17 protein-coding genes, 3 tRNA genes and 1 pseudogene are annotated in these 20281 nt (G+C 51.2%); 15 read left to right on the top strand and 6 right to left on the bottom strand.

The annotated features are described in order from the left end of the window. Window positions 1-125 precede the first annotated feature (125 nt). Genes NF683_RS00255 through NF683_RS00245 form a run of 3 tightly spaced genes read left to right on the top strand, consistent with a single transcriptional unit; the run spans window position 126 to window position 4940 of the window. Window positions 126-2048 (top strand): PrkA family serine protein kinase, encoded by a 1923-nt coding sequence (locus NF683_RS00255; protein ID WP_038476995.1) that lies wholly within the window; start codon window positions 126-128, stop codon window positions 2046-2048. A gap of 19 nt (window positions 2049-2067) precedes the next feature. Beyond that, entirely contained in the window at window positions 2068-3357 is a 1290-nt protein-coding gene (locus tag NF683_RS00250; protein ID WP_089039388.1) for a YeaH/YhbH family protein, read from the top strand. A gap of 20 nt (window positions 3358-3377) precedes the next feature. Beyond that, window positions 3378-4940 (top strand): SpoVR family protein, encoded by a 1563-nt coding sequence (locus NF683_RS00245; protein WP_253920961.1) that lies wholly within the window; start codon window positions 3378-3380, stop codon window positions 4938-4940. A 79-nt stretch (window positions 4941-5019) separates the two neighbouring features. Here the strand turns inward: NF683_RS00245 and NF683_RS00240 are convergent, their stop codons facing one another. After that, window positions 5020-5334, bottom strand: coding sequence for a high-potential iron-sulfur protein (locus NF683_RS00240; protein WP_253920960.1), 315 nt, complete (start codon window positions 5332-5334; stop codon window positions 5020-5022). A 258-nt stretch (window positions 5335-5592) separates the two neighbouring features. Here NF683_RS00240 and NF683_RS00235 point away from each other — a divergent pair, with 258 nt between their 5' ends. From NF683_RS00235 to NF683_RS00225, 3 genes are all read left to right on the top strand, one after another. Next, window positions 5593-5868: an Lrp/AsnC family transcriptional regulator gene (locus NF683_RS00235; protein ID WP_009721675.1), complete on the top strand. Its 276-nt coding sequence runs from the start codon at window positions 5593-5595 to the stop codon at window positions 5866-5868. Window positions 5869-5929: 61 nt separating this feature from the next. Then, window positions 5930-6793, top strand: a complete 864-nt coding sequence (locus NF683_RS00230; RefSeq protein WP_253920959.1) for a DNA/RNA non-specific endonuclease — start codon at window positions 5930-5932, stop codon at window positions 6791-6793. Window positions 6794-7427: 634 nt separating this feature from the next. Continuing rightward, entirely contained in the window at window positions 7428-9518 is a 2091-nt protein-coding gene (locus tag NF683_RS00225) for a choice-of-anchor L domain-containing protein (RefSeq protein ID WP_253920958.1), read from the top strand. A gap of 206 nt (window positions 9519-9724) precedes the next feature. Here the strand turns inward: NF683_RS00225 and NF683_RS00220 are convergent. The 3 genes from NF683_RS00220 to NF683_RS00210 form a co-directional block, all read right to left on the bottom strand. Continuing rightward, window positions 9725-9811: transfer RNA gene (locus NF683_RS00220), tRNA-Leu, on the bottom strand. Window positions 9812-9854: 43 nt separating this feature from the next. Further along, window positions 9855-9941, bottom strand: a tRNA-Leu gene (locus tag NF683_RS00215). A gap of 117 nt (window positions 9942-10058) precedes the next feature. Further along, window positions 10059-10145, bottom strand: a tRNA-Leu gene (locus NF683_RS00210). Window positions 10146-10391: 246 nt separating this feature from the next. Here NF683_RS00210 and rnr point away from each other — a divergent pair. The 9 genes from rnr to NF683_RS00165 all read left to right on the top strand — a co-directional run bounded on the left by rnr (window position 10392) and on the right by NF683_RS00165 (window position 18185). Then, window positions 10392-12794, top strand: a complete 2403-nt coding sequence (gene rnr, locus NF683_RS00205) for a ribonuclease R (protein WP_253920957.1) — start codon at window positions 10392-10394, stop codon at window positions 12792-12794. A gap of 2 nt (window positions 12795-12796) precedes the next feature. After that, complete coding sequence (gene rlmB, locus NF683_RS00200; RefSeq protein WP_089039382.1) at window positions 12797-13591, top strand: 23S rRNA (guanosine(2251)-2'-O)-methyltransferase RlmB; 795 nt, start codon at window positions 12797-12799, stop codon at window positions 13589-13591. Window positions 13592-13803: 212 nt separating this feature from the next. Beyond that, a complete protein-coding gene (gene rpsF / locus NF683_RS00195; protein ID WP_009721681.1) occupies window positions 13804-14187 on the top strand; it encodes a 30S ribosomal protein S6 in 384 nt (127 codons plus the stop codon). Window positions 14188-14220: 33 nt separating this feature from the next. Then, window positions 14221-14448: a 30S ribosomal protein S18 gene (rpsR, locus tag NF683_RS00190; protein WP_009097135.1), complete on the top strand. Its 228-nt coding sequence runs from the start codon at window positions 14221-14223 to the stop codon at window positions 14446-14448. Window positions 14449-14460: 12 nt separating this feature from the next. Further along, window positions 14461-15312 (top strand): hypothetical protein, encoded by an 852-nt coding sequence (locus tag NF683_RS00185; protein ID WP_089039381.1) that lies wholly within the window; start codon window positions 14461-14463, stop codon window positions 15310-15312. A 15-nt stretch (window positions 15313-15327) separates the two neighbouring features. Further along, window positions 15328-15774, top strand: a complete 447-nt coding sequence (gene rplI / locus NF683_RS00180) for a 50S ribosomal protein L9 (protein ID WP_038476968.1) — start codon at window positions 15328-15330, stop codon at window positions 15772-15774. A gap of 219 nt (window positions 15775-15993) precedes the next feature. Beyond that, the gene (gene dnaB, locus NF683_RS00175; RefSeq protein WP_009721684.1) at window positions 15994-17382 is read left to right on the top strand and encodes a replicative DNA helicase; all 1389 of its coding nucleotides are present in this window, start codon (window positions 15994-15996) and stop codon (window positions 17380-17382) included. A 66-nt stretch (window positions 17383-17448) separates the two neighbouring features. Beyond that, window positions 17449-17742 (top strand): hypothetical protein, encoded by a 294-nt coding sequence (locus NF683_RS00170; RefSeq protein ID WP_009721685.1) that lies wholly within the window; start codon window positions 17449-17451, stop codon window positions 17740-17742. A 140-nt stretch (window positions 17743-17882) separates the two neighbouring features. Then, window positions 17883-18185, top strand: a complete 303-nt coding sequence (locus NF683_RS00165) for a DUF6482 family protein (protein WP_038476962.1) — start codon at window positions 17883-17885, stop codon at window positions 18183-18185. 32 nt (window positions 18186-18217) lie between these two features. Here the strand turns inward: NF683_RS00165 and NF683_RS00160 are convergent, their stop codons facing one another. Continuing rightward, complete coding sequence (locus NF683_RS00160) at window positions 18218-18616, bottom strand: thiol-disulfide oxidoreductase DCC family protein (RefSeq protein WP_253920956.1); 399 nt, start codon at window positions 18614-18616, stop codon at window positions 18218-18220. Next, window positions 18613-20193, bottom strand: a pseudogene (locus NF683_RS00155) (cryptochrome/photolyase family protein). Before NF683_RS00155 ends, NF683_RS00160 begins: the two are co-directional and overlap by 4 nt. Between the last annotated feature and the right edge of the window lie 88 nt (window positions 20194-20281).

The raw sequence follows: 20281 nt of genomic DNA, 5'->3' as shown, positions 1-20281 counted from the left end.
TTGAAGGTTTAGTCATCACTTTTTGCTAATGCTGACTACGCTGATAGAGCAACACCTCGTATTGCGCACCGCTTGATGTTTGGGCTTGGCGGTAGCTGCTGGGGGATGGGCCACAGGAGAGTTCCATGAGCATCTTTGATCACGTTCAAGACCGATTTGCCCGCGTTCAGCAAGAGGACATGAGCCTAGAGGAGTATTTGGCGCTTTGTCGCCGTGATCCAAAGGTTTATGCCAGCGCCTCGGAGCGTATGCTGGAAGCCATTGGCGAGCCTGAAGTGATCGACACGGCGAAAGACCCGCGTCTATCACGCATTTTCTCGAACAAGGTGATTCGCCGCTATCCTGCTTTTGCTGAATTCCATGGTATGGAAGAAGCTATCGAGCAAATTGTGTCGTACTTCCGTCATGCCGCGCAGGGATTAGAGGAGCGTAAGCAAATCCTCTATTTACTAGGGCCAGTAGGTGGCGGTAAATCGTCGCTGGCTGAACGCTTGAAGCTGTTGATGGAACGTATCCCGTTCTATGCCATTAAAGACTCACCCGTGTATGAGTCGCCGCTAGGGCTTTTTTCGCCGGAAGAAGATGGTGAGCTTCTGGAGCAAGAGTACGGTATTCCCCAGCGCTATCTGCGCAGTGTGATGTCGCCATGGGCGGCGAAGCGCTTAAAAGAAGCGGGCGGCGATATTTCTCAGTTCCGGGTGGTGCGCCTTTACCCCTCGAGGTTAAATCAAATTGCCATCTCCAAAACTGAGCCTGGCGATGAAAATAACCAGGATATCTCGTCGTTGGTGGGTAAAGTCGATATTCGTCAGTTGGAGCTTTACTCGCAAGATGACCCTGATGCCTACAGCTTCTCTGGCGGGCTTTGCCGCGCTAACCAAGGGTTGATGGAGTTCGTTGAGATGTTTAAAGCGCCGATTAAGGTGCTGCATCCATTACTTACCGCCACCCAAGAAGGTAACTACAACCCCACCGAAGGCATGGGGGCGATTCCTTTTGACGGTGTGATTTTAGCCCACTCAAACGAATCGGAATGGCAGGCGTTTCGCAATAACCGCAACAACGAGGCATTTTTGGATCGTGTCTATATCGTCAAAGTGCCTTACTGTCTGCGGGTCTCCGAAGAGATCAAGATTTACCAAAAACTGCTCGAAGACTCCTCGCTTAATGCAGCCCCTTGCGCGCCTGATACGTTGCGCATGCTGGCGCAGTTCTCGGTGCTTTCGCGGCTAAAAGTGCCAGAAAACTCCAGCATCTACTCCAAGATGCGCGTCTATGACGGCGAAAACCTGAAAGACACCGATCCTCGAGCAAAGTCGATCCAAGAGTATCGTGATGCGGCGGGTGTGGATGAAGGCATGCAGGGGTTGTCTACACGTTTCGCCTTCAAGATACTTTCTAAAGTGTTTAACTTCGATGGCACCGAAGTCGCCGCGAACCCTGTGCATTTGCTGTATGTACTTGAGCAAGCATTAGAGCGGGAGCAACTGCCTTCAGAGGTATTTGAACGCTATATCGGCTTTATCAAGGAGTTTCTGGCACCGCGCTATGTCGATTTCATTGGTAAGGAAATCCAAACGGCGTATCTGGAATCTTATAGCGAGTATGGGCAGAACATCTTTGATCGCTACGTAACCTACGCGGATTTCTGGATTCAAGATCAGGAGTATCGCGACCCCGAAACGGGCGAATTGTTGAATCGTCAGTCACTCAATGACGAGCTCGAAAAAATTGAGAAACCAGCAGGCATCTCTAACCCGAAAGACTTCCGTCACGAAGTGGTTAATTTCGTATTGCGGGCGCGTGCGCAAAACAATGGCATGAATCCCAGCTGGCAGTCTTATGAAAAGCTCAAAGGCGTTATCGAGCATAAGATGTTTGCGAATACTGAAGAGCTATTACCGGTTATTTCGTTTAATGCGAAGGCGTCGAAGTCGGATCAGAAGAAGCACGAGGACTTTGTGGCGCGCATGGTGGATCGTGGCTATACCGAGAAACAGGTTCGGCTGCTTTCCGAGTGGTACCTACGCGTGCGCAAGTCCCAGTAGCGGATAATCGGGAGGTCGTATGACCTACTTTATTGATCGAAGGCCTAACGCTAAGCATAAAAGCGCGGTCAATCGGCAGCGCTTTTTGGAACGTTATCGCAAACATATCAAGCGTTCGGTGGAGGAGGCGGTTAACCGCCGCTCCATTACCGATATGGAGCGAGGGGAAAAGGTATCCATTCCTACCAAGGATATCTCTGAACCGGTGTTTCAACATGGCCCGGGTGGTGCGCGCAATATCGTATCACCCGGCAACAAGGAGTTTTTAGAAGGCGATAAAATTCGCCGCCCCGGTGGCCAGGGCGGCGGAGATGGCGCGGGCGAAGGTGGTGCTTCCAATCAAGGCGAGGGTGATGACGAGTTTGCATTTACCCTGAGCCGAGAGGAGTTTTTGGAGTTTGTATTTGATGGTCTTGAGCTGCCTAATTTGCAGCGCAAACCATTGAAGTCACTCGAAGAGATAAAAATGGTGCGTGCGGGGCTTGCGCGTGACGGGGTGCCGTCGCGAATTAGCATTACCCGATCAATGCGGGAAGCTTACGCGCGCCGCATTGCCATGCGCGCCCCCATTAAGCGGGCGTTGAAAGAGGCTCAAGAGGCGCTCGCTGCAGAAGAGCGCAAGGATCCGGTGCTGCGCAATCCGGCGAGAATAGTTGAGCTAAAGGCAGAAATAGAGCGCTTGGAAAAGCGCATTGAGGCGGTGCCATTTATTGACACCTATGATCTGCGTTACCACCAGTTGGCAGCGCAGCCTCAGCCTTCCAGCCAGGCGGTGATGTTCTGTGTCATGGACGTTTCTGGTTCCATGACTCAAAACCATAAGGACATTGCTAAGCGGTTTTTCCTATTACTTTATCTATTTTTGGAAAAGCATTACGAGAAAGTAGAGCTGGTATTTGTGCGCCACCACACGGCTGCGCGGGAGGTAAACGAGGAGGAGTTTTTCTATTCCCGTGAAACCGGTGGCACCATCGTTTCCAGCGCGCTCACCCTGGTAAATAAAATCATCGAAAAACGCTACCCCGCTGGGCAGTGGAATCTCTATATTGCTCAGGCATCGGACGGTGATAACTGGGATGATGACTCGAATATTTGCCGGGACTTACTGGTTAAACAGCTCATGCCACAGTTGCAGTACTACGCTTATGTGGAAATTACTCCCCATGAGCATCAGTCGCTGTGGCATGAATACGAAATGGTCGCCGCGCAGTTTCCCGAACGGTTTGCGATGCGCCAAATTGTCGACGCCGGGGATATCTACCCTGTCTTCCGTGAGCTGTTTAAACGTCGGTTGAGTCAAGAGCAGTAACGCGAACCGAGGAGTACGCCATGAGTGTAGCCCGTAAGCCAATAGCGACCGGTTCCGACTGGAATTTTAATGTGTTGGAGCGCTTCGACGAGGAGCTCGCTAGGCTCGCCGATGAGTACCGCCTAGATACTTATCCCAATCAGATAGAAGTGATTACCACTGAACAGATGATGGATGCCTACGCGAGCGTGGGGATGCCGGTAGGGTATCACCACTGGTCGTTTGGTAAGCAGTTTCTTGCCGTTGAACAAGCCTACAAGCGCGGCCAGATGGGGCTTGCCTATGAGTTGGTGATTAACTCCAACCCATGTATTGCCTATCTAATGGAAGAGAACACGTTAATGATGCAGGTATTGGTCATTGCGCATGCCTGCTATGGGCATAACTCTTTCTTTAAAGGCAATTACTTGTTCCGCGCCTGGACCGATGCCGACTCCATCGTTGATTACCTAGTATTTGCTCGTAAGTATATTGCTCAGTGCGAAGAGCGCCACGGTGTCCATGCCGTGGAGCAATTGTTAGATGCCTGTCACGCTCTCCAAAACTACGGTGTAGACCGTTACAAGCGACCCTCACCCATTTCTGCTGAAGAAGAGGTAAGGCGTCAAGAAGAGCGCGAAGCCTACCTGCAAACCCAGGTCAATATGTTGTGGCGCACGATCCCTGACGCGCCCGATGGCGTTTCTCCACTGCCGGGTAGCCTGCACAGCGAGGCAGATCCACTTGGCCTGCACAGTGGTGGTATTTATCCCTCAGAGCCACAGGAAAACTTGCTCTACTTTATTGAGAAAAATGCGCCACTTCTAGCTCCTTGGCAGCGCGAAATTGTGCGTATCGTACGTAAACTGGCGCAGTACTTTTACCCCCAGAGACAAACCCAGGTGATGAACGAAGGATGGGCTTGTTTCTGGCACTATACGCTGATGAATCGTTTATACGATGAAGGGAAAGTCGATGAAGGCTTGATGCTGGAGTTTTTGCAATCCCATGCCGCGGTTATCAATCAGCCAGGCTTTGATAGCCCACACTACAGCGGCCTTAATCCCTACGCGTTGGGATTTGCGATCTTTATGGACATTAAGCGGATTTGTGATGCGCCAACGGATGAAGACCGGGAGTGGTTTCCCGATATTGCGGGCAGCCCGTGGCGCGATACCGTTGAGTTTGCAATGCGGAACTTCAAGGATGAGTCGTTTATACAGCAGTTTTTATCCCCCAAGGTAATACGCGATCTCAAGCTGTTCTTAATTGTTGATGATGATCAGATGGAAACACTGGAAGTCGCAGCAATTCATAATGAGCGAGGCTATCGGAGAGTGCGTGAGGCGCTGTCAACTCAATATGCGTTATCGGTGCGTGAGCCCAATATTCAAGTTGTCGAAGCGGCTATACGCGGAGATCGTTCGTTGACGTTACACCATGTACAAGATAGCCGTCGGCCCCTTGGTCGCAGCGTATATCCGGTGATTCGCCATTTGCAGCAGCTATGGGGATTTCCGGTGCATTTGGTCTCAATGGAAGAGGGGCGTGTGACGCGCCGTTATCAGTGGCCGATTGAGGAGGAAAACAAAGAGGTGAGTTAAGGTTAAATAACTACCCCGCGGCAAGCGCGGGGTAGTGGTCAAGCTTGGTTTGTTTTACCAAGACAGGTGGCTACTAACATTAGCCTTTGGCAGTCCAGGACTGACACCAGCCGCCTGCTTCAACGCTATTTTGCGGGAACAGCTGGCAACCTGCAGTTTCTGCATTAAAGAACATGCAGTTTGAGCACAGCTCTCCTTCCTCGTAGGCCGGGTGGTCGCTTGCATTACTGGCTACTTCAACGTAGTTAAGTGCCTGAGCAGTAGAATTAGACGGGTCAAGGCGAGGCAGTTCCTGGGCAAAAGCAGTCTTTGACAGGATGCCAGCACCCAATGGCAGGGCGGCTAGACCCATTACGCTATTACGCATGAACTTACGACGGCTCTGATTAGCCATGGTGTCTCCTTAGCGTCACGGTTTGACGTTTTTTTGCTTATGTTATTGGGTGGTGAACCACCTCTAATACTCCGACAAGGCTAATAAGCCGGAGTTCTCTAAGCCATGCTAGCGCATGCTCAAAATTAGTGCGAATAACCTTATGAAAAGCGCGACAATTAACCACGTCACTGAGCGGTGCTTGGTCTTAGCAAGCAGCCTGTTATACTCGCCTCTGGTTGCTGATTAGATTGTTGTTAACGCTATTTTGGGGGTGCTATGCAAAACGCTGTGATTTTAATCAATACTGAGAAAGGCCAGGTAAAGGCAGTCGCCGAGCGCCTTGCTGATGTAGACGGTATTAGTGAAGTCTATTCGACGTGTGGTCGCTATGATTTGGTCGCTATTGCCCGGACCCCTGATTTTGAAAGCCTTGCTGAACTGGTCACAGAACGCCTAAACGCGGTCGAGGGCATTAGCGATACCGAAACGCTGAATGCGATGCAGGTGCACTCCCGTCACGACCTAGAAACGATGTTTTCCCTGGGCTGGTAACCAATAAATTACCTGACATAAAAAGCAGGATGCAGAATCATTATTGTAGGGAGTAAGTCTGTTGGGGAAATCGCTTTCGCGCTGGCGTCGTCAGGGAAAACGCCTGGGTATCGCTGTGCTTTTTGTCATAGTAGGAACAGGGCTTTGGGAGTTTCAGGAGCGTCAGCATCAGGATGATTATACCTGGATGGGTGTGCCTACCTGGGATGGGTTTCAGCTAACAACGTTTCACCGTGTGCTAAGAAACGATGGCTTCTTAGCGGGATGGTCTGATGTGCGGGTAAACCCACTTTGGGTCAGTTATCAAGTCGAAGCGGTGTCCGATGATACTCGTATTGGCCCACGGCCTAATTTTAAAGCTGACTGGCGCACGTTATGGCCAATAGGTACCGATAGCTATTCCGGCAGTGGTTATGATCGCGGACACTTAGCACCTAACTATGCCATTGCAGCGGTGCATGGTCGTAACGCTCAGGTCGATACCTTCTTGATGAGTAACATGACGCCTCAGCGACCTAATCTGAATCGCCAGCTTTGGCAGCGCCTTGAAGAGTCGGTGATGGACCATTTTGCACCGCGCTTTGATCGCTTGCAGGTGATTACTGGGCCTATTTTTCCTGAGCGCTACATGGACAATGTGTTTAATCGCGTTGGTTTTGTGGAAGTGCCAGAAGCGTTCTATAAGATCATTGTTGTGCCGAATGAAGAGGCACCGCTGGCGCTTGCCTTTATCATGCCGCAAGACGTTCGTGGTAATGAGTCGTTAGCCGATTATCTGGTAACTATCGATGAGATCGAGTCGCGCACAGGGCTAAACTTCTTCCCTGATTTAGCGGCAGAGCGTGAAGCTGTATTGGAAGGGCAATTGCGTACTCAAGGCTGGGCGCTAGAAGAAGTAGCGCGTCGTCCTGGGCGTTTCCAATAATTTGTCTAATTAAAGCATTTAAAGTCAAAGCGTTTTCGAGGGCATATATTTAGCTCGAAGGCAATCTCGTCTAACTCTCTCTTCTAGCTCTTCCTGGTTAGTGGTGTTTGACAGCGAGATGGATGCTGATGGGTTGGCGGAAAATTTTATCTTTGCCTGATAGTACAACTTTGACAGTAACCTAAACGGCTACTCTTCTTCGCGATTCGTTTTGAGAAGAGTGGCCGTTTTTATTGCATGGATGCCCCGGAACTTATATGGATGCCCGTCTTAAAACAAACAACGATAATAAAAGACAGTCACTTCCAGAGCACTTCTTTCTATGCATTATCAGCCGCTCCTCCAGCGACTGCGACAAACGTTTTTACCTGGCGTGGATAGCTACATCGGCATAACGCAATCGCTCGCTGGCAAGCCACATTCAATCTGAACTTCTTACTGGGCTGAATTTTTATATATTTTGCCTAAGTTAGACTAATTATTCTTATGGATTGATATGGCGGTAGTGGCATGGTTGTTGCTAATATTTGGATGCCCGCTTGGGCTATGCATCTTCACTCTTGATTAAGCATATATTTATGCGGTGTGTTCTGAGCAATCATGCTAATAGATCAGTACTGGAGGGGGTAGGTAAGTGACTGTAAAAAAAGAAGAGTATGAATTTTCCGCGCTGGATGATGAACTGTTGGCGAGTTATTATCTAAGTTTCCACGATCTAATGACTCAGGCGGAAGAAACTACAGCTTCAGATATTGCGGCTGATTCTGTTAACAAAGTTCTGGGAGGGGGGATAGCAACTAACGTTACCTATACCGGCTCAAGTAATGCTGCATTTTGGGTTGATAACTTTGAAATTCTGCCAGAAGAAGATTCTGAGTTGCCAGCGTACCAATATGGTCAGGGTATTATGTTGTCGACAGGTGGGTTCCCAAGCTCAGAGAATACCACGACTGGGTATAGTGTGAGTCACGGGGAGTTGGGAGACCCAGATCTAACCGAAACGGCAATTGAAGCATTTCCAGGAGCGGGTAGCACAAACGATGCGTCAGTCATTGAGTTTACGGTAAACGTCAATGACCCGGATGTGGATACACTTCGTGCGAGCCTTGTATTTGGCTCAGAAGAGTTCCCTGAATATGTAGACAGTGATTTTGTAGATATTGCTGCTCTATATGTAAACGGCGTTAACTACGCTGAGTTTACTGCTACGGATAAGCCTCTAAGTGTTATTTCAGATAACCTTGAGTCAGGTGTATTTATTGATAATAGCAATCAATTTAGTTCTCCTTATGCAATTGAGTGGGACGGCTTTAGCAGAGAGATTGTCGTTCGTGCTCCCCTTCAGCAAGGCGAGAATACCGTCAAGATTGGTATTGCTGATACTGGTGATTCCATTCTGGATTCAGGTCTTTTTGTATCTGATCTCTCTCTGATTGGTGGGGGAGGCTCTGGCGGCGGTGTGCTCAGTGCGTTGGCCCCGGATGCTGGGGGCAAAGTCACTACAACTTCGGCTGCAGAAGAAGTCACGTTGAATGAGCAGGCAAACACCGTCACAGGCAGTACTACTGAGTTGAATGGTGATGTCATTGTTGGTTTTGAGTCGAATGACAAAGTAGTTGTTAAAGATAGCTTTTTTGATGTGTCAGATGTGATATTTAGCCTTGGGTCGGTGATTTTAGATATTGATTCTAATCAGGACGGGGAAAATGATACGACGCTGACGTTTGCGGACTTGGATGATCCAGATAGCTTTGTATTTACACAAGCTGAGGATGGAACCACGATCACCCTTGAGGAGACTTCTCCGGAGCCAGAACCAGAGCCAGAACCAGAGCCAGAACCAGAGCCAGAACCAGAGCCAGAACCAGAGCCAGAACCAGAGCCAGAACCAGAGCCAGAACCAGAGCCAGAACCAGAGCCAGAACCAGAGCCAGAACCAGAGCCAGAACCAGAGCCAGAACCAGAACCAGAGCCAGAACCAGAACCAGAACCAGAACCAGAACCTGTTCAACCTGCGCCAGTGGCCAGTAATGATGATCTAGCGGGTCGTTTTGGCTGGCTGGCCAGTGGCAACCTGTTTGCTGACAATGGCAATGGTGCTGATCAGGCTGCTGGGGACGATGCAATTGTCATCACTGCCATTGATGGTCAGGATGTTGTTTTCAATACGGCGATGACGCTGGACTCCGGTGCGAGTGTGATTGTGCAGGAAAATGGCGACTTCACTTATGACCAAAGCTCTGCGTTTACTGCTTTGGCAGAAGGTGAGGCGGCTATCGATACTTTCGAGTATTCAATTGCCGGTAGCCAAGGCGCAGCAGCATCAGCAGTTGTTTCTGTGGAGCTGGGTGAAGCAATCGATAGCGTCGAGATTTCGGCTATTGAGGCGCTTTACCAGATGGCGTTTGACCGCGAGGCGGATGCCGAAGGGTTGGAGTACTGGTCCGGTATTCGTGACGAAGGTAGCAGTCTGTTTGAGGTGGCTGACTACTTCTTAGCATCGGAAGAGTTTGCCAGCGAGCATGGTGATAACCTGGACGCTGATGACTTCCTAATGGTGCTTTATGACAATACCTTTGACCGTGCGCCCGATGCAGAAGGGCTTGAGTACTGGTCTGAGGTGCTGGTCACTGAGCAGGCTGGCCAGGGCGATGTAATGGCTTACTTCGCCTCATCCGACGAAATGCACAGTAAGTATCTGGCGGAAGGCTTTATCTTCGCCTGATAGTGCAACTTCGTTCGTAATCTAAGCGGCTATTCTTCCTAAATGACGACGGTCGAGAAGAGTAGTCGCTTTGTTTATCTTCAGCCCAACAAGCGCCAACGCTCTATGTGAATCAAGGCATGACATGTAGAGGTGAGAATTAAAAGTCAGAGGGAGAATAAGTTTAAATGAGGAGGGAGAGGGGTAAGTCAATAACATTACAATGTTGGTGCCCAGGAGAGGACTTGAACCTCCACGACCATACGGTCACTAGCACCTGAAGCTAGCGCGTCTACCAATTCCGCCACCTGGGCATATCATATTTCGCTACTGATTTTACTGCTGTTTGTATTCGTATGGTGCCCAGGAGAGGACTTGAACCTCCACGTCCATACGGACACTAGCACCTGAAGCTAGCGCGTCTACCAATTCCGCCACCTGGGCGAATACAAACGTTTTGCTAATACATCATCAATACTATCTTTCAAGTACTATCTCTTAATAGTACCGCTTGCCGCTGCACCGTTTTACATCATGTAAAGGGAGTGACATGATATAAAATGGTGCCCAGAAGAGGACTTGAACCTCCACGTCCATACGGACACTAGCACCTGAAGCTAGCGCGTCTACCAATTCCGCCATCTGGGCAAGTGGCGCGTATGATACCGAGGCCACGCTTAAATGCAAGACCCGGTAACTGTTTTTTATCATTAAAATCGTACAATTGCCGTGCTAGGTGGTTGGGTGATTGAGCGGGCAGCGCTATAATGCAGTTATGACCAAACCAAACATGATGTTTTTCAGCCAATCATTGGCTGAATCCTCCCGCCCGCAGCGCACTGCGCCTGCGCAAACTGTCTGCCTCCCGCAAACGCAATCAAGGATGTTGATCGCATGAAGTACTGGACGTTGAGTGATGATCCGCACGCCGAGCGCGAGGCGCAAAAGTATGATAATCCTGCGCCCAGCCGCGAATATTTATTAGCTGCCCTGGAAACGTACGGCAAGCCAATAACCCACGAAAATATGAGCCGCATGCTCGGCATTGAAGATGAAGATCATCTTGAAGCTATTCGCCGTCGTATGGCTGCCATGGAACGTGATGGTCAGGTGCTGCGCGATCGTCGCGGCGCTTATGCACTAATTGACAAGCTTGACCTTATTAAAGGGAAGGTGCTGGGCCACCGAGATGGCTTTGGCTTCCTGCTGCGTGATGATGGCAAAAAGCCGGACTTAGTCTTGCCCCCGCGTCAGATGCGCCGTGTTTTCCACGGCGATTATGTGCTGGCGCGTGTTAGTGGCCGCGACCGCCGTGGCCGTGATGAGGCGACTATTGCCGATGTGATTGCGCGAAACACCCAAACGATTGTGGGTGTATATCGTAGTAACTCGCCTGAGTTTGGTGTGCTGATTCCTGAAAATCCACGTATTACCCAGGAAGTTATCATTCCTCATACGGCAAGCGCTGGCGCGAAAGACGGGCAGGTAATATCTGCAAAAATCGTTCAGCAGCCGGCCACGCGTGTTCAGCCGGTCGGCGAGGTTATCGAAGTGCTGGGCGAGCGGATGGATCCTGGCATGGAAATAGATATCGCGATTCGTAGCTACGATATTCCCGCTGAGTTTCCGCCAGAAGTGCTTGATCAAACCAGCGGTATTTCAGCAGAAGTGTTAGAGGAAGATAAGCAACACCGCGTCGATTTGCGTGAGATTCCGTTGGTCACCATTGACGATGAGTCCGCCAAAGACTTTGATGATGCGGTGTGTGCCTGGAAAACCAAGTCGGGCAGTTGGAAGCTGTTGGTCGCTATTGCCGATGTGTCGCACTACGTGCGTCCGGGGACTGCGCTCGATGATGAAGCGCGTACGCGGGGTAACTCGGTGTACTTCCCAGGCCAGGTTGTGCCGATGCTGCCTGAGCTGCTCTCAAATGGCTTGTGTTCGTTAAATCCCCATGTTGATCGTCTTGTGATGGTTTGTGAGATGAATATCTCCAAGACGGGGGCTATTAGCCGCTACTCGTTCTACGAAGCGGTAATGAACTCCCACGCTCGCCTGACCTATAACAAAGTGGCGGCCATCCTCGATAACGAGAGTGATGAGGGGGAAGCGCTGCGCAATGAGCACAAGGCGCTAGTGAAGCCGTTGCAAAATTTGCACGAGCTTTATGGCCTGCTGCGTAGTGCCCGAGAAGAGCGTGGTGCGATTGATTTTGATACCACCGAAACGGCGATTATCTTCAATGATGAGCGCAAGATTGAAAAAATTGTCCCGCGCACCCGCAACGATGCTCATAAGCTAATTGAGGAGTGTATGCTGGCGGCCAACGTGGCTACCGCACGCTTCCTGGATAAGCATGACTTGCCCGCTCTTTACCGTATTCACGAGCGCCCGACCCCGGAGCGCCTTGATAAACTGCGTCTGTTCTTGAGTGAGCTGGGGCTTTCCGTTGGTGGTGGCGATATGCCGACGCCTCAGGACTATCAAGCGTTACGTGAGGCGATTATTGATCGCCCAGATGCTGACATCATCCAAACTGTCATGCTGCGCTCAATGAACCAGGCGGTTTATTCGCCCCAGAATGAGGGGCACTTTGGCTTGGCTTACCAGGCCTATGCGCACTTCACCTCACCGATTCGTCGTTACCCTGATCTATTGGTGCATCGCGCCATTCGCTCGGTTATTCGTGGGCCACGACAAACCAATACGGTTGTTCGGGTAGAAGGCGCACCAGTTGATCCGCCAAGCAAGTGGTGTCCTTATACCTTCGAGCAAATGCTTGAGTTGGGTGAGCACTGCTCAATGACCGAGCGGCGGGCTGATGAAGCAACCCGTGATGTTGAAAGTTGGCTCAAGTGTGAGTTTATGTCCGACAAGCTGGGCGAAACGTTCGAAGGTACTATCGCCTCGGTGACTCAGTTTGGCTTGTTTGTGCGTCTGGATGACTTCTATGTCGAAGGGTTGGTGCATGTCACCTCGCTGCCTTCTGACTACTACCACTATGAGGCTGAGAAGCACCGCCTCAAAGGTGAGCGCACAGGCACGACCTACCGCTTGGGTGACGGGCTTACGGTTCAGGTTGCGCGGGTAGATATGGATGATCGTAAGATCGACTTTGGTTTAGCTGACGAGAAACCCCGGCCACGCCGCCAGCCGCGCAAGCGCCGCGGTGGAGAAGGTGGTGCTGGAGTAGAAGGGGGAGCTAACAAAGCAGCATCGGCTGATAAGCAGCCGACGCGCCGTGGGCCAAGACGCATGCGTAATGGCCCGCGTAAACCATCACCGAATAAGGGTTGAGCATGAAATCGTCGTCTCGACGTAGCTCGCGTCCGGCTGTTCGTACTCCGGATGGGCTAGACCAAGTGTATGGCGTTCACGCCCTGGAAAGTCTGCTGGAACGGGGCGAAACGCCCCTTGAGTTGTGGGTGCAGCAAGGAGCGGGTAACCGCTTGAAGGAAGTGGTTGCGAGCGCTCAGGCTCGTGGTGCGCGGATTAAAGAGCAGTCTCGAGACTTGCTGGATCAGCTTACTCAGGGTGCAGCCCACCAAGGGGTTGTGGCATTTTGCCCGCCGCTGGTTCCCGAAGGGGAAGAGTCGTTGTGGTTGAAGCTACGCGCATGGCAAGCGTCTGCACCGCCGCTATTGTTAGTGCTGGATGGTGTTACCGATGTCCATAACTTTGGTGCGTGCCTACGCAGTGCTGATGCCGCCGGTGCCCATGGTGTGATTGTGGCTAAGGATAAAGCCGCGCCGTTGAACGCGACGGTGCGGAAAGTAGCTTGCGGCGCAGCCGAGGTGGTACCTGTTTATCAGGTTACTAACCTATCGCGTACATTGGCTAAGCTAAAAGATGCCGGTGTATGGATTACCGGTACTGCTGGTGAAGCTGAGGCTAGCCTGTTTGAGATTGATATGACTGGCCCGACTGCATTAGTGATGGGCGCTGAAGGGAAGGGCATGCGCCGGTTAACCAGGGAAGCCTGCGATAACTTGGCAAAGCTGCCTATGGCCGGACAGGTGTCCAGCCTAAACGTATCGGTCGCGACAGGAATTTGTTTGTTTGAAGCTGTTCGGCAGAGGCAGCTTGCAAGTTAAGCACTAGCCCACTAGAATGCTTGCGCCCGTTTAACTTTAAGCGGGCGCTCGTATTGGTTAACAGTTAATACGAAAAACAGTTCTGCTTGATGCCCAAAATGACACCGTTCGCGGTGAATGATGGGCATTTCAGTTAACTCCTTGCTTCCCTGTCGTCATTGATACAGCTGTGTCAATACACACCGGAAGCTGTCAAACCGCAAGGAGATTCCATGCGTCATTATGAAATCGTGTTTATGGTCCACCCGGATCAGAGCGAGCAAGTGCCGGCTATGGTCGAGCGCTACACCAGCATTGTTACCGAAAACGGTGGCACTGTGCATCGCTTGGAAGATTGGGGCCGTCGTCACCTGGCTTACCCGATCAACAAGATCCACAAAGCCCACTACGTGCTGATGAACGTTGAGTGCACCGGCGAGACTCTCGAAGAAATCGAGAACATCTTCCGTTTCAACGACGCCATCATCCGCAGCTTGGTTGTTCGCTGCAAAGAAGCGATCACCGAAGCTTCTCCGATGATGAAGCCGGCAGAAGAAAAGCGTCCGCGTCGCGAAGACAAACCGCGCGCAGAAGAAGCTGAAGAAGAAACTGCCTAATTTCATCCACCGCACGTTTTAAGGAGCTAGTCCATGGCACGTTTTTTCCGTCGCCGTAAGTTTTGCCGCTTCACTGCTGAAGGCGTCAAGCAGATCGACTACAAAGATCTCGATACGCTGAAGGCTTACATCACCGAAACCGGCAAGATCGTTCCGAGCCGTATCACCGGCACCAAAGCACGCTATCAGCGTCAGTTGGCGACTGCTATCAAGCGTTCGCGTTACCTGGCACTGCTGCCCTACTCCGATAGCCATCAGTAAGCGTTTAACGTGATGCTGGCACTGGCGAGATGGCTCATGCGGAGCACGCCCTATGCCATTGGCGGGGCGGCGTTAGCGACGCTAGTGCCTTGGCTGTTCTGGTTAGGGGCAGCCATCGCCGCGCTAGTTACCTTACGCAAAGGTTTTGCACCTGCGCTGCCGGTAATTATCGCTGCTGCACTACCTGCGGGGTTCTGGTGGTCTCAAGGTGACGTCATTCCACTTGCTAGCGTGCTGCTAGTAACGCTGATGGCAGTCATCCTGCGTGAGAGGATGCGTTGGAGTGAAGCGTTAATCGTTGGCGCATTGGCGGCAGCGGTTATGGTTCAACTCGGCATTTTTATACCGCCAGGTGGAACAGAGTTGATGCTGGAGCAACTGCGAGCAAGCTCTACCGAGATTGATCGCATGCTGACAGAGTTTGCTAACCAAGGTATTGATGCACCGACGCTTGCCGCTATGGTGATCGGTGGTGTAACAGGCTTGGTGGTATTGTTGGCCGCTATTGCGTGTTTGGCTTTGGCGCGAAGCTGGCAAGCTGGGCTTTATAACCCAGGCGGTTTCCGCGAAGAGTTTCACGCACTGCGCCTATCGCCCAAAGAGCTGGCTGTTTTAGTCGTGCTTGGTGTGGGGGGTATGGTGTTGGGAGCGCACGCTCTGGCAATGCTTGGTTGGATTCCACTGCTGGTAGCTGGCATTGCGCTAGTGCATGGGTTTATTGGAATAAAGGGGATGAACGGGCTGTGGCTGGTGGCATTTTATGTGCTGCTGATCACGACCTGGCCCACGATTCTCATTGTGCTGCTGTTGGGGCTGATTGATACATTCGCGAACGTTCGCGCACGCCTTGCCCGCAGCAACTGACAAGAGGTTTACGAGATGGAAGTCATTCTGCTCGACAACATTGGTAAGCTGGGCGGCCTGGGTGACAAAGTCACTGTAAAGCCCGGTTATGGTCGTAACTATTTGGTTCCTTACGGCCTAGCCGTGCCGGCAACCAAAGATAACGTTGAAGCATTCAAAGCCCAGCGTGCTGAGCTTGAAGCCCAAGCCGCTGAGCGTAAAGCAGAAGCTGAAGCGCGTGCTGAGCAGCTTAACGACATCGAATTGTCGTTGGTTTCTAAAGCAGGCGATGAAGGCAAACTGTTCGGTTCTATCGGTCCTCGTGACTTGGCCGACGCTATTTCCTCTGCTGGCATCGAAGTTGCCAAGAGCGAAGTACGTATGCCGCAAGGTCCGATTCGCCAAACTGGCGAATACGACATCGCTCTACACCTGCATGCAGAAGTAGATGCTGTTGTTCGCGTGGTTGTTGTCGCAGAGTAAACGCTCTCGCCAACGCTGACGCCTCAAAGGGCGCGGGTCTTCCCGCGCCCTTTGTCTTTTTAATCTAAACCGTCCTAAGCGCGGTCAAAAACGTTTGAGGTGTGGGTCGAATTTTTTTGAACGTCGCTTGGCGTAGATAGGTCGCTTATGGTGGGTTTGAGATTGTCCCGCTAAGATAGTCATCGTAATTGGCTACGCTTTATGATTAAGGAGCTCACTATGCAGGACCAGCCTTCTGCTGATCAGGAAACGGCAGCGATAAAGCTGCCGCCGCACTCTCTTGAGGCGGAGCAGTCGGTGCTAGGTGGGCTAATGTTGGATAATCAGGCCTGGGACAATGTCTCGGAACGGTTGGTGGCGGATGATTTTTACCGCTATGAGCATCGCTTGGTATTCAATGTGATGATTCATTTGGCCGAATCCGGGCAGCCGCTGGACGTTATAACGCTGTCAGAGGCGTTAGAAGCGCGTGATCAGTTGGATACGGTGGGTGGTTTGGCATTCTTAGCTGAGCTGGCTCGCAATACGCCTTCTGCCAGTAATATTCGTGCTTATGCGGATATCGTTCGCGAGCGGGCAACGCTGCGTAAATTAATCCGTGCGGCCAATCAAATTGCTGACGGAGCGTTTTCGCCCCAGGGGCGGCCTGCTGATGAGTTGCTGAATGAAGCGGAGCGATTAGTCTTTCAGATTGCCGAAGAGCGGCCGAAAACGGGCGGTCCTATCGGCATGAGTGAACTGCTAACCAAAGCCGTTGATCGTATTGATGAGCTGTTCAATCTAAAGGGTGAAATGACAGGGCTCTCCTCGGGGTTTCGTGACCTCGATGAAATGACCTCAGGCTTACAGCCCTCAGATTTGGTGATTATCGCGGGCCGCCCGTCAATGGGTAAAACCACGTTTGCCATGAACTTGGTGGAGCACGCGGTTATTGCTAGCGATAAGCCGGTGATGGTGTTCTCCATGGAGATGCCTGCAGAATCTCTGATGCTACGTATGCTCTCTTCGTTGGGTCGGATTGATCAAACCCGTGTGCGTTCGGGGCAGTTGGAAGATGAAGATTGGCCGCGACTGACATCAGCGGTCAACCTGCTCAAAGACAAGCAGCTATTTATCGATGATACTGCGGCGCTTTCGCCTAATGAAATGCGCTCACGCCTGCGTAGAGTGGTGCGGGAGCACGGCAATATGGCGCTGATCATGATTGACTATCTGCAGTTAATGCAGATCCCCGGCTTTTCTGAAAACCGTACCGGTGAGATATCGGAGATATCCCGCTCGCTGAAAGGGCTAGCAAAAGAGTTTCAATGTCCTGTTGTAGCACTTTCACAGCTTAACCGTTCGTTGGAGCAGCGCCCCAATAAGCGTCCCGTCATGTCGGATCTGCGGGAATCGGGAGCGATTGAGCAGGATGCCGACGTCATTGCGTTTGTTTACCGAGATGAGGTGTATAACCCTGACAATCCTGACAACCAAGGGATTGCCGAGCTGATTATAGGTAAACAGCGTAACGGGCCTATCGGTACGGTACATATGGCCTTTATTGGTAAATACACACGCTTCGAAGACCTTGCGCCCGATAGCTATGGCGAAGCGTTCGGCGATTAACTTGAGCGTTAGGGGGGAGAACGTATAATGCTCCTCCCCGACCAAGCAGATAGACAGGAGTAGCAAATGGCAGGTGGTTTTAGACGTGGTAACCGTAAGCGTCTTCCTAAGCTGGAAGGCCGTGGGGAACTGCAGTCACTAGAGCGAGAAGGGCCATTTAAAGAGTGGTTGGGAATGCCTGACCTCTACCGTTACTTCCTGGTAGTTGAAGGGGAAAAATATAGCTACCAAACTGAAGATTCAGAGCTACCGGTAACGGTAGGCGATAAAGTAGTTTTCCGTTACAAGGAAACTAAAGGCGGTAACTGGATAGATCGCAATTCGTTAGGTAAAGCAATCGACCCCTCTGAGTATCAATAATTCGACGAATAAGTTGACGTTTTGGTCAGGAACTCTTTTGTGATGTTGCCGTCATAGGCAGTTAGTGCCAAGGTAATAAAATTGTCATGGGGTGTCGTCATGCTGTGCCCCATGATGATGAACAATCACAGGAGGGAACCATGGAACTTAAAGAACTGAAGCAATTTGTTGCGGGTCACGATAATTTTGAAATACGCGTTATCACGCATTCGGGCAGCCGCTTTTATCAACTAGAGCTTGAAGATGTAGAGGGCGAGCGGCATATGTTGACCCAGCGCGGTAAGCCAATGCTGTTTCGCTCGCTAGATGATGTTTATCTTGAGCTAAAACGTGCTGGGATTCACCGTGCTTACTTAGTGCAGCATGTACCCCAGGATGAAGTGATTGGACGCGATGCTCATTACAGTTCGCCGTTAACGTCACGTATGCCGCTAGTGTTTTAACACTACAAGCATTGCAACATCCTATGGCGTCCTCACTTGGTTGCGTGACGCTTCTCCCACCATCGCCCTAGCCGCACACGGCGACGGGCAAAAAAACGATAGCCTGCATCCATTACTCCTCGCAGGCCTGGTAAGCAAGAAAGCCATACTAGCCACCGGTAGCCCAGTACCGCATAGAGGGCCCGGCTGGCATCCATCCCGATATACCAATTTCCTTGGCTATCTTTGACATGCAGTAGCCCCATCATATCGTCAAATCTGCGCCCTATATCGGCTGCATTGAAATCACGACGCTGAATGTCCACGAGTGCGACACGTTCTTGATGGCGATGCTTTGCAAGCCAAGCGACTTCCACGCGGCAGAAAGGGCAGTGGCCATCATGATATAGCGTGACAGGTGACGTTGCGTGAAGCGTAGAGAAGCGGCTCATTGAGCACCCTTTGATAGATAGCCTTGTGTGTGGCAGGTCTGGCCATAGCCTGGACTGGTGGGTAGCGAGGCAAGAAACTGTTCAGCCTGTTGACGCATCGCGTCACGCTTTTCGTCTGTCATGCGAGAGAGTGAGCCATAGATCAGCTTCATACGCGGATTGCGGTTCAGCTGTTCAGCGTTGGTTTCCAGAAAATGCCAGTAAAGGCTGTTAAACGGACACGCCTTTGGACCTGTTACCTGTTTTGGAGAGTAGCGGCAGTGCTGGCAGTGGTCAGACATTTTGTCGATATATTTGCCTGAAGCGCAGTAAGGTTTGGAGCCCATTAAACCGCCGTCAGCGTGCAGTACCATGCCTAAGGTGTTGGGCAGCTCTACCCATTAGCAGGCATCGGCATACACCGCTAGATACCAGTCACACAGCGCTTCAGGCTTAACACCACATAGCAGGGCAAAGTTGCCGGTTACCATCAAGCGCTGAATATGGTGGGCGTAACTGTTGTCGATAGTCATTTGGATAGCGCGCTGTAAGCAGCGCATATCGGTATTGCCATCCCAGTAAAATGCCGGTAATTCACGTTTAAACCCAAGCCGGTTCTCATGCTTATAAGCTGGCATTTGTGTCCAATAAAGCCCTCGAACATACTCTCGCCAACCGAGTATTTGACGAATGAATCCTTCAACTGCATTGATAGGCGCATGACCTGTTAGATAGCGCTGCTCAGCGGCTTCACAGACTTCGTGAGGTGTTAGCAGGCCGATATTGAGCGCCGCCGACAGTCTGGAGTGAAAAAGGAACGGCTCTTTATCGCTAATCGCATCTTGGTAGCGCCCAAAGTCGGCCAACCCATGGTCAAGGAAGTGGTTTAAATCCACCAGCGCCTGTCGGCGGGTGACGGGAAGGTTGAAGTTATCCAGGGATCCCATGTGTTCGCTAAAATGCTGCTTGGCATCATTGAGCGCTTCCTGGGTCAGCGCATCTTGGCGATGGGTGGGAGGCGATGGGAAGCTGAGCGTTGCTTGAATCGGCTCACGGTTGTCGTGATCAAAGTTCCATTTTCCTCCAGCAGGTGTATCGCCCTCCATTAATAGCCCAGTTCGTTTGCGCTGCTCTCGATAGAAATACTCCAGACGAAGCTGTTTACGTCCTTTAGCCCAGTTGGCAAAGTCATCAGGTGAGCTGAAAAAGCGATCATCTTCGATCACTTTCCAGGGTAGGGTGGCTGCTTGGCGCTGCTGCATAGCATTCCAAAGTCGCCATTCACCAGGTCTTGCTACACGCACTTCATGGCAACCGTACTGAGTGGCAATACGCTCAGCTTCTGTGATGAGTGACTGGGTATTGTCAGCATCATCAATACGGCTGTAGTGAACGTTGTAGCCTTTATCGCGCAGCGCCTGCGCAAAGTGCCGCATGGCGGCCATGAATAAGCCGATTTTATGTATATGGTGAGGCACATAGCGCGCTTCTTCGGCGACCTCGCAAAGAGCGATGACTGCGTCAGTTGGCGCATTGCGCAGGGTTGCCAATGAAAGCGAAAGCTGATCACCAAGGACTAATAGTAAAGGCTTCGACATGAGTTGGCCTATAGTTATACAAATAATGTTGATAGTATAACTTTATGCCGCAGCTTTGCCGAAAAGTGTTAAGATTTTGCCAACTGTT

This window comes from Halomonas sp. MS1, from assembly GCF_024182575.1.
GTDB lineage: Bacteria > Pseudomonadota > Gammaproteobacteria > Pseudomonadales > Halomonadaceae > Vreelandella.
This window is presented reverse-complemented; position numbering and strand designations above follow the sequence as displayed.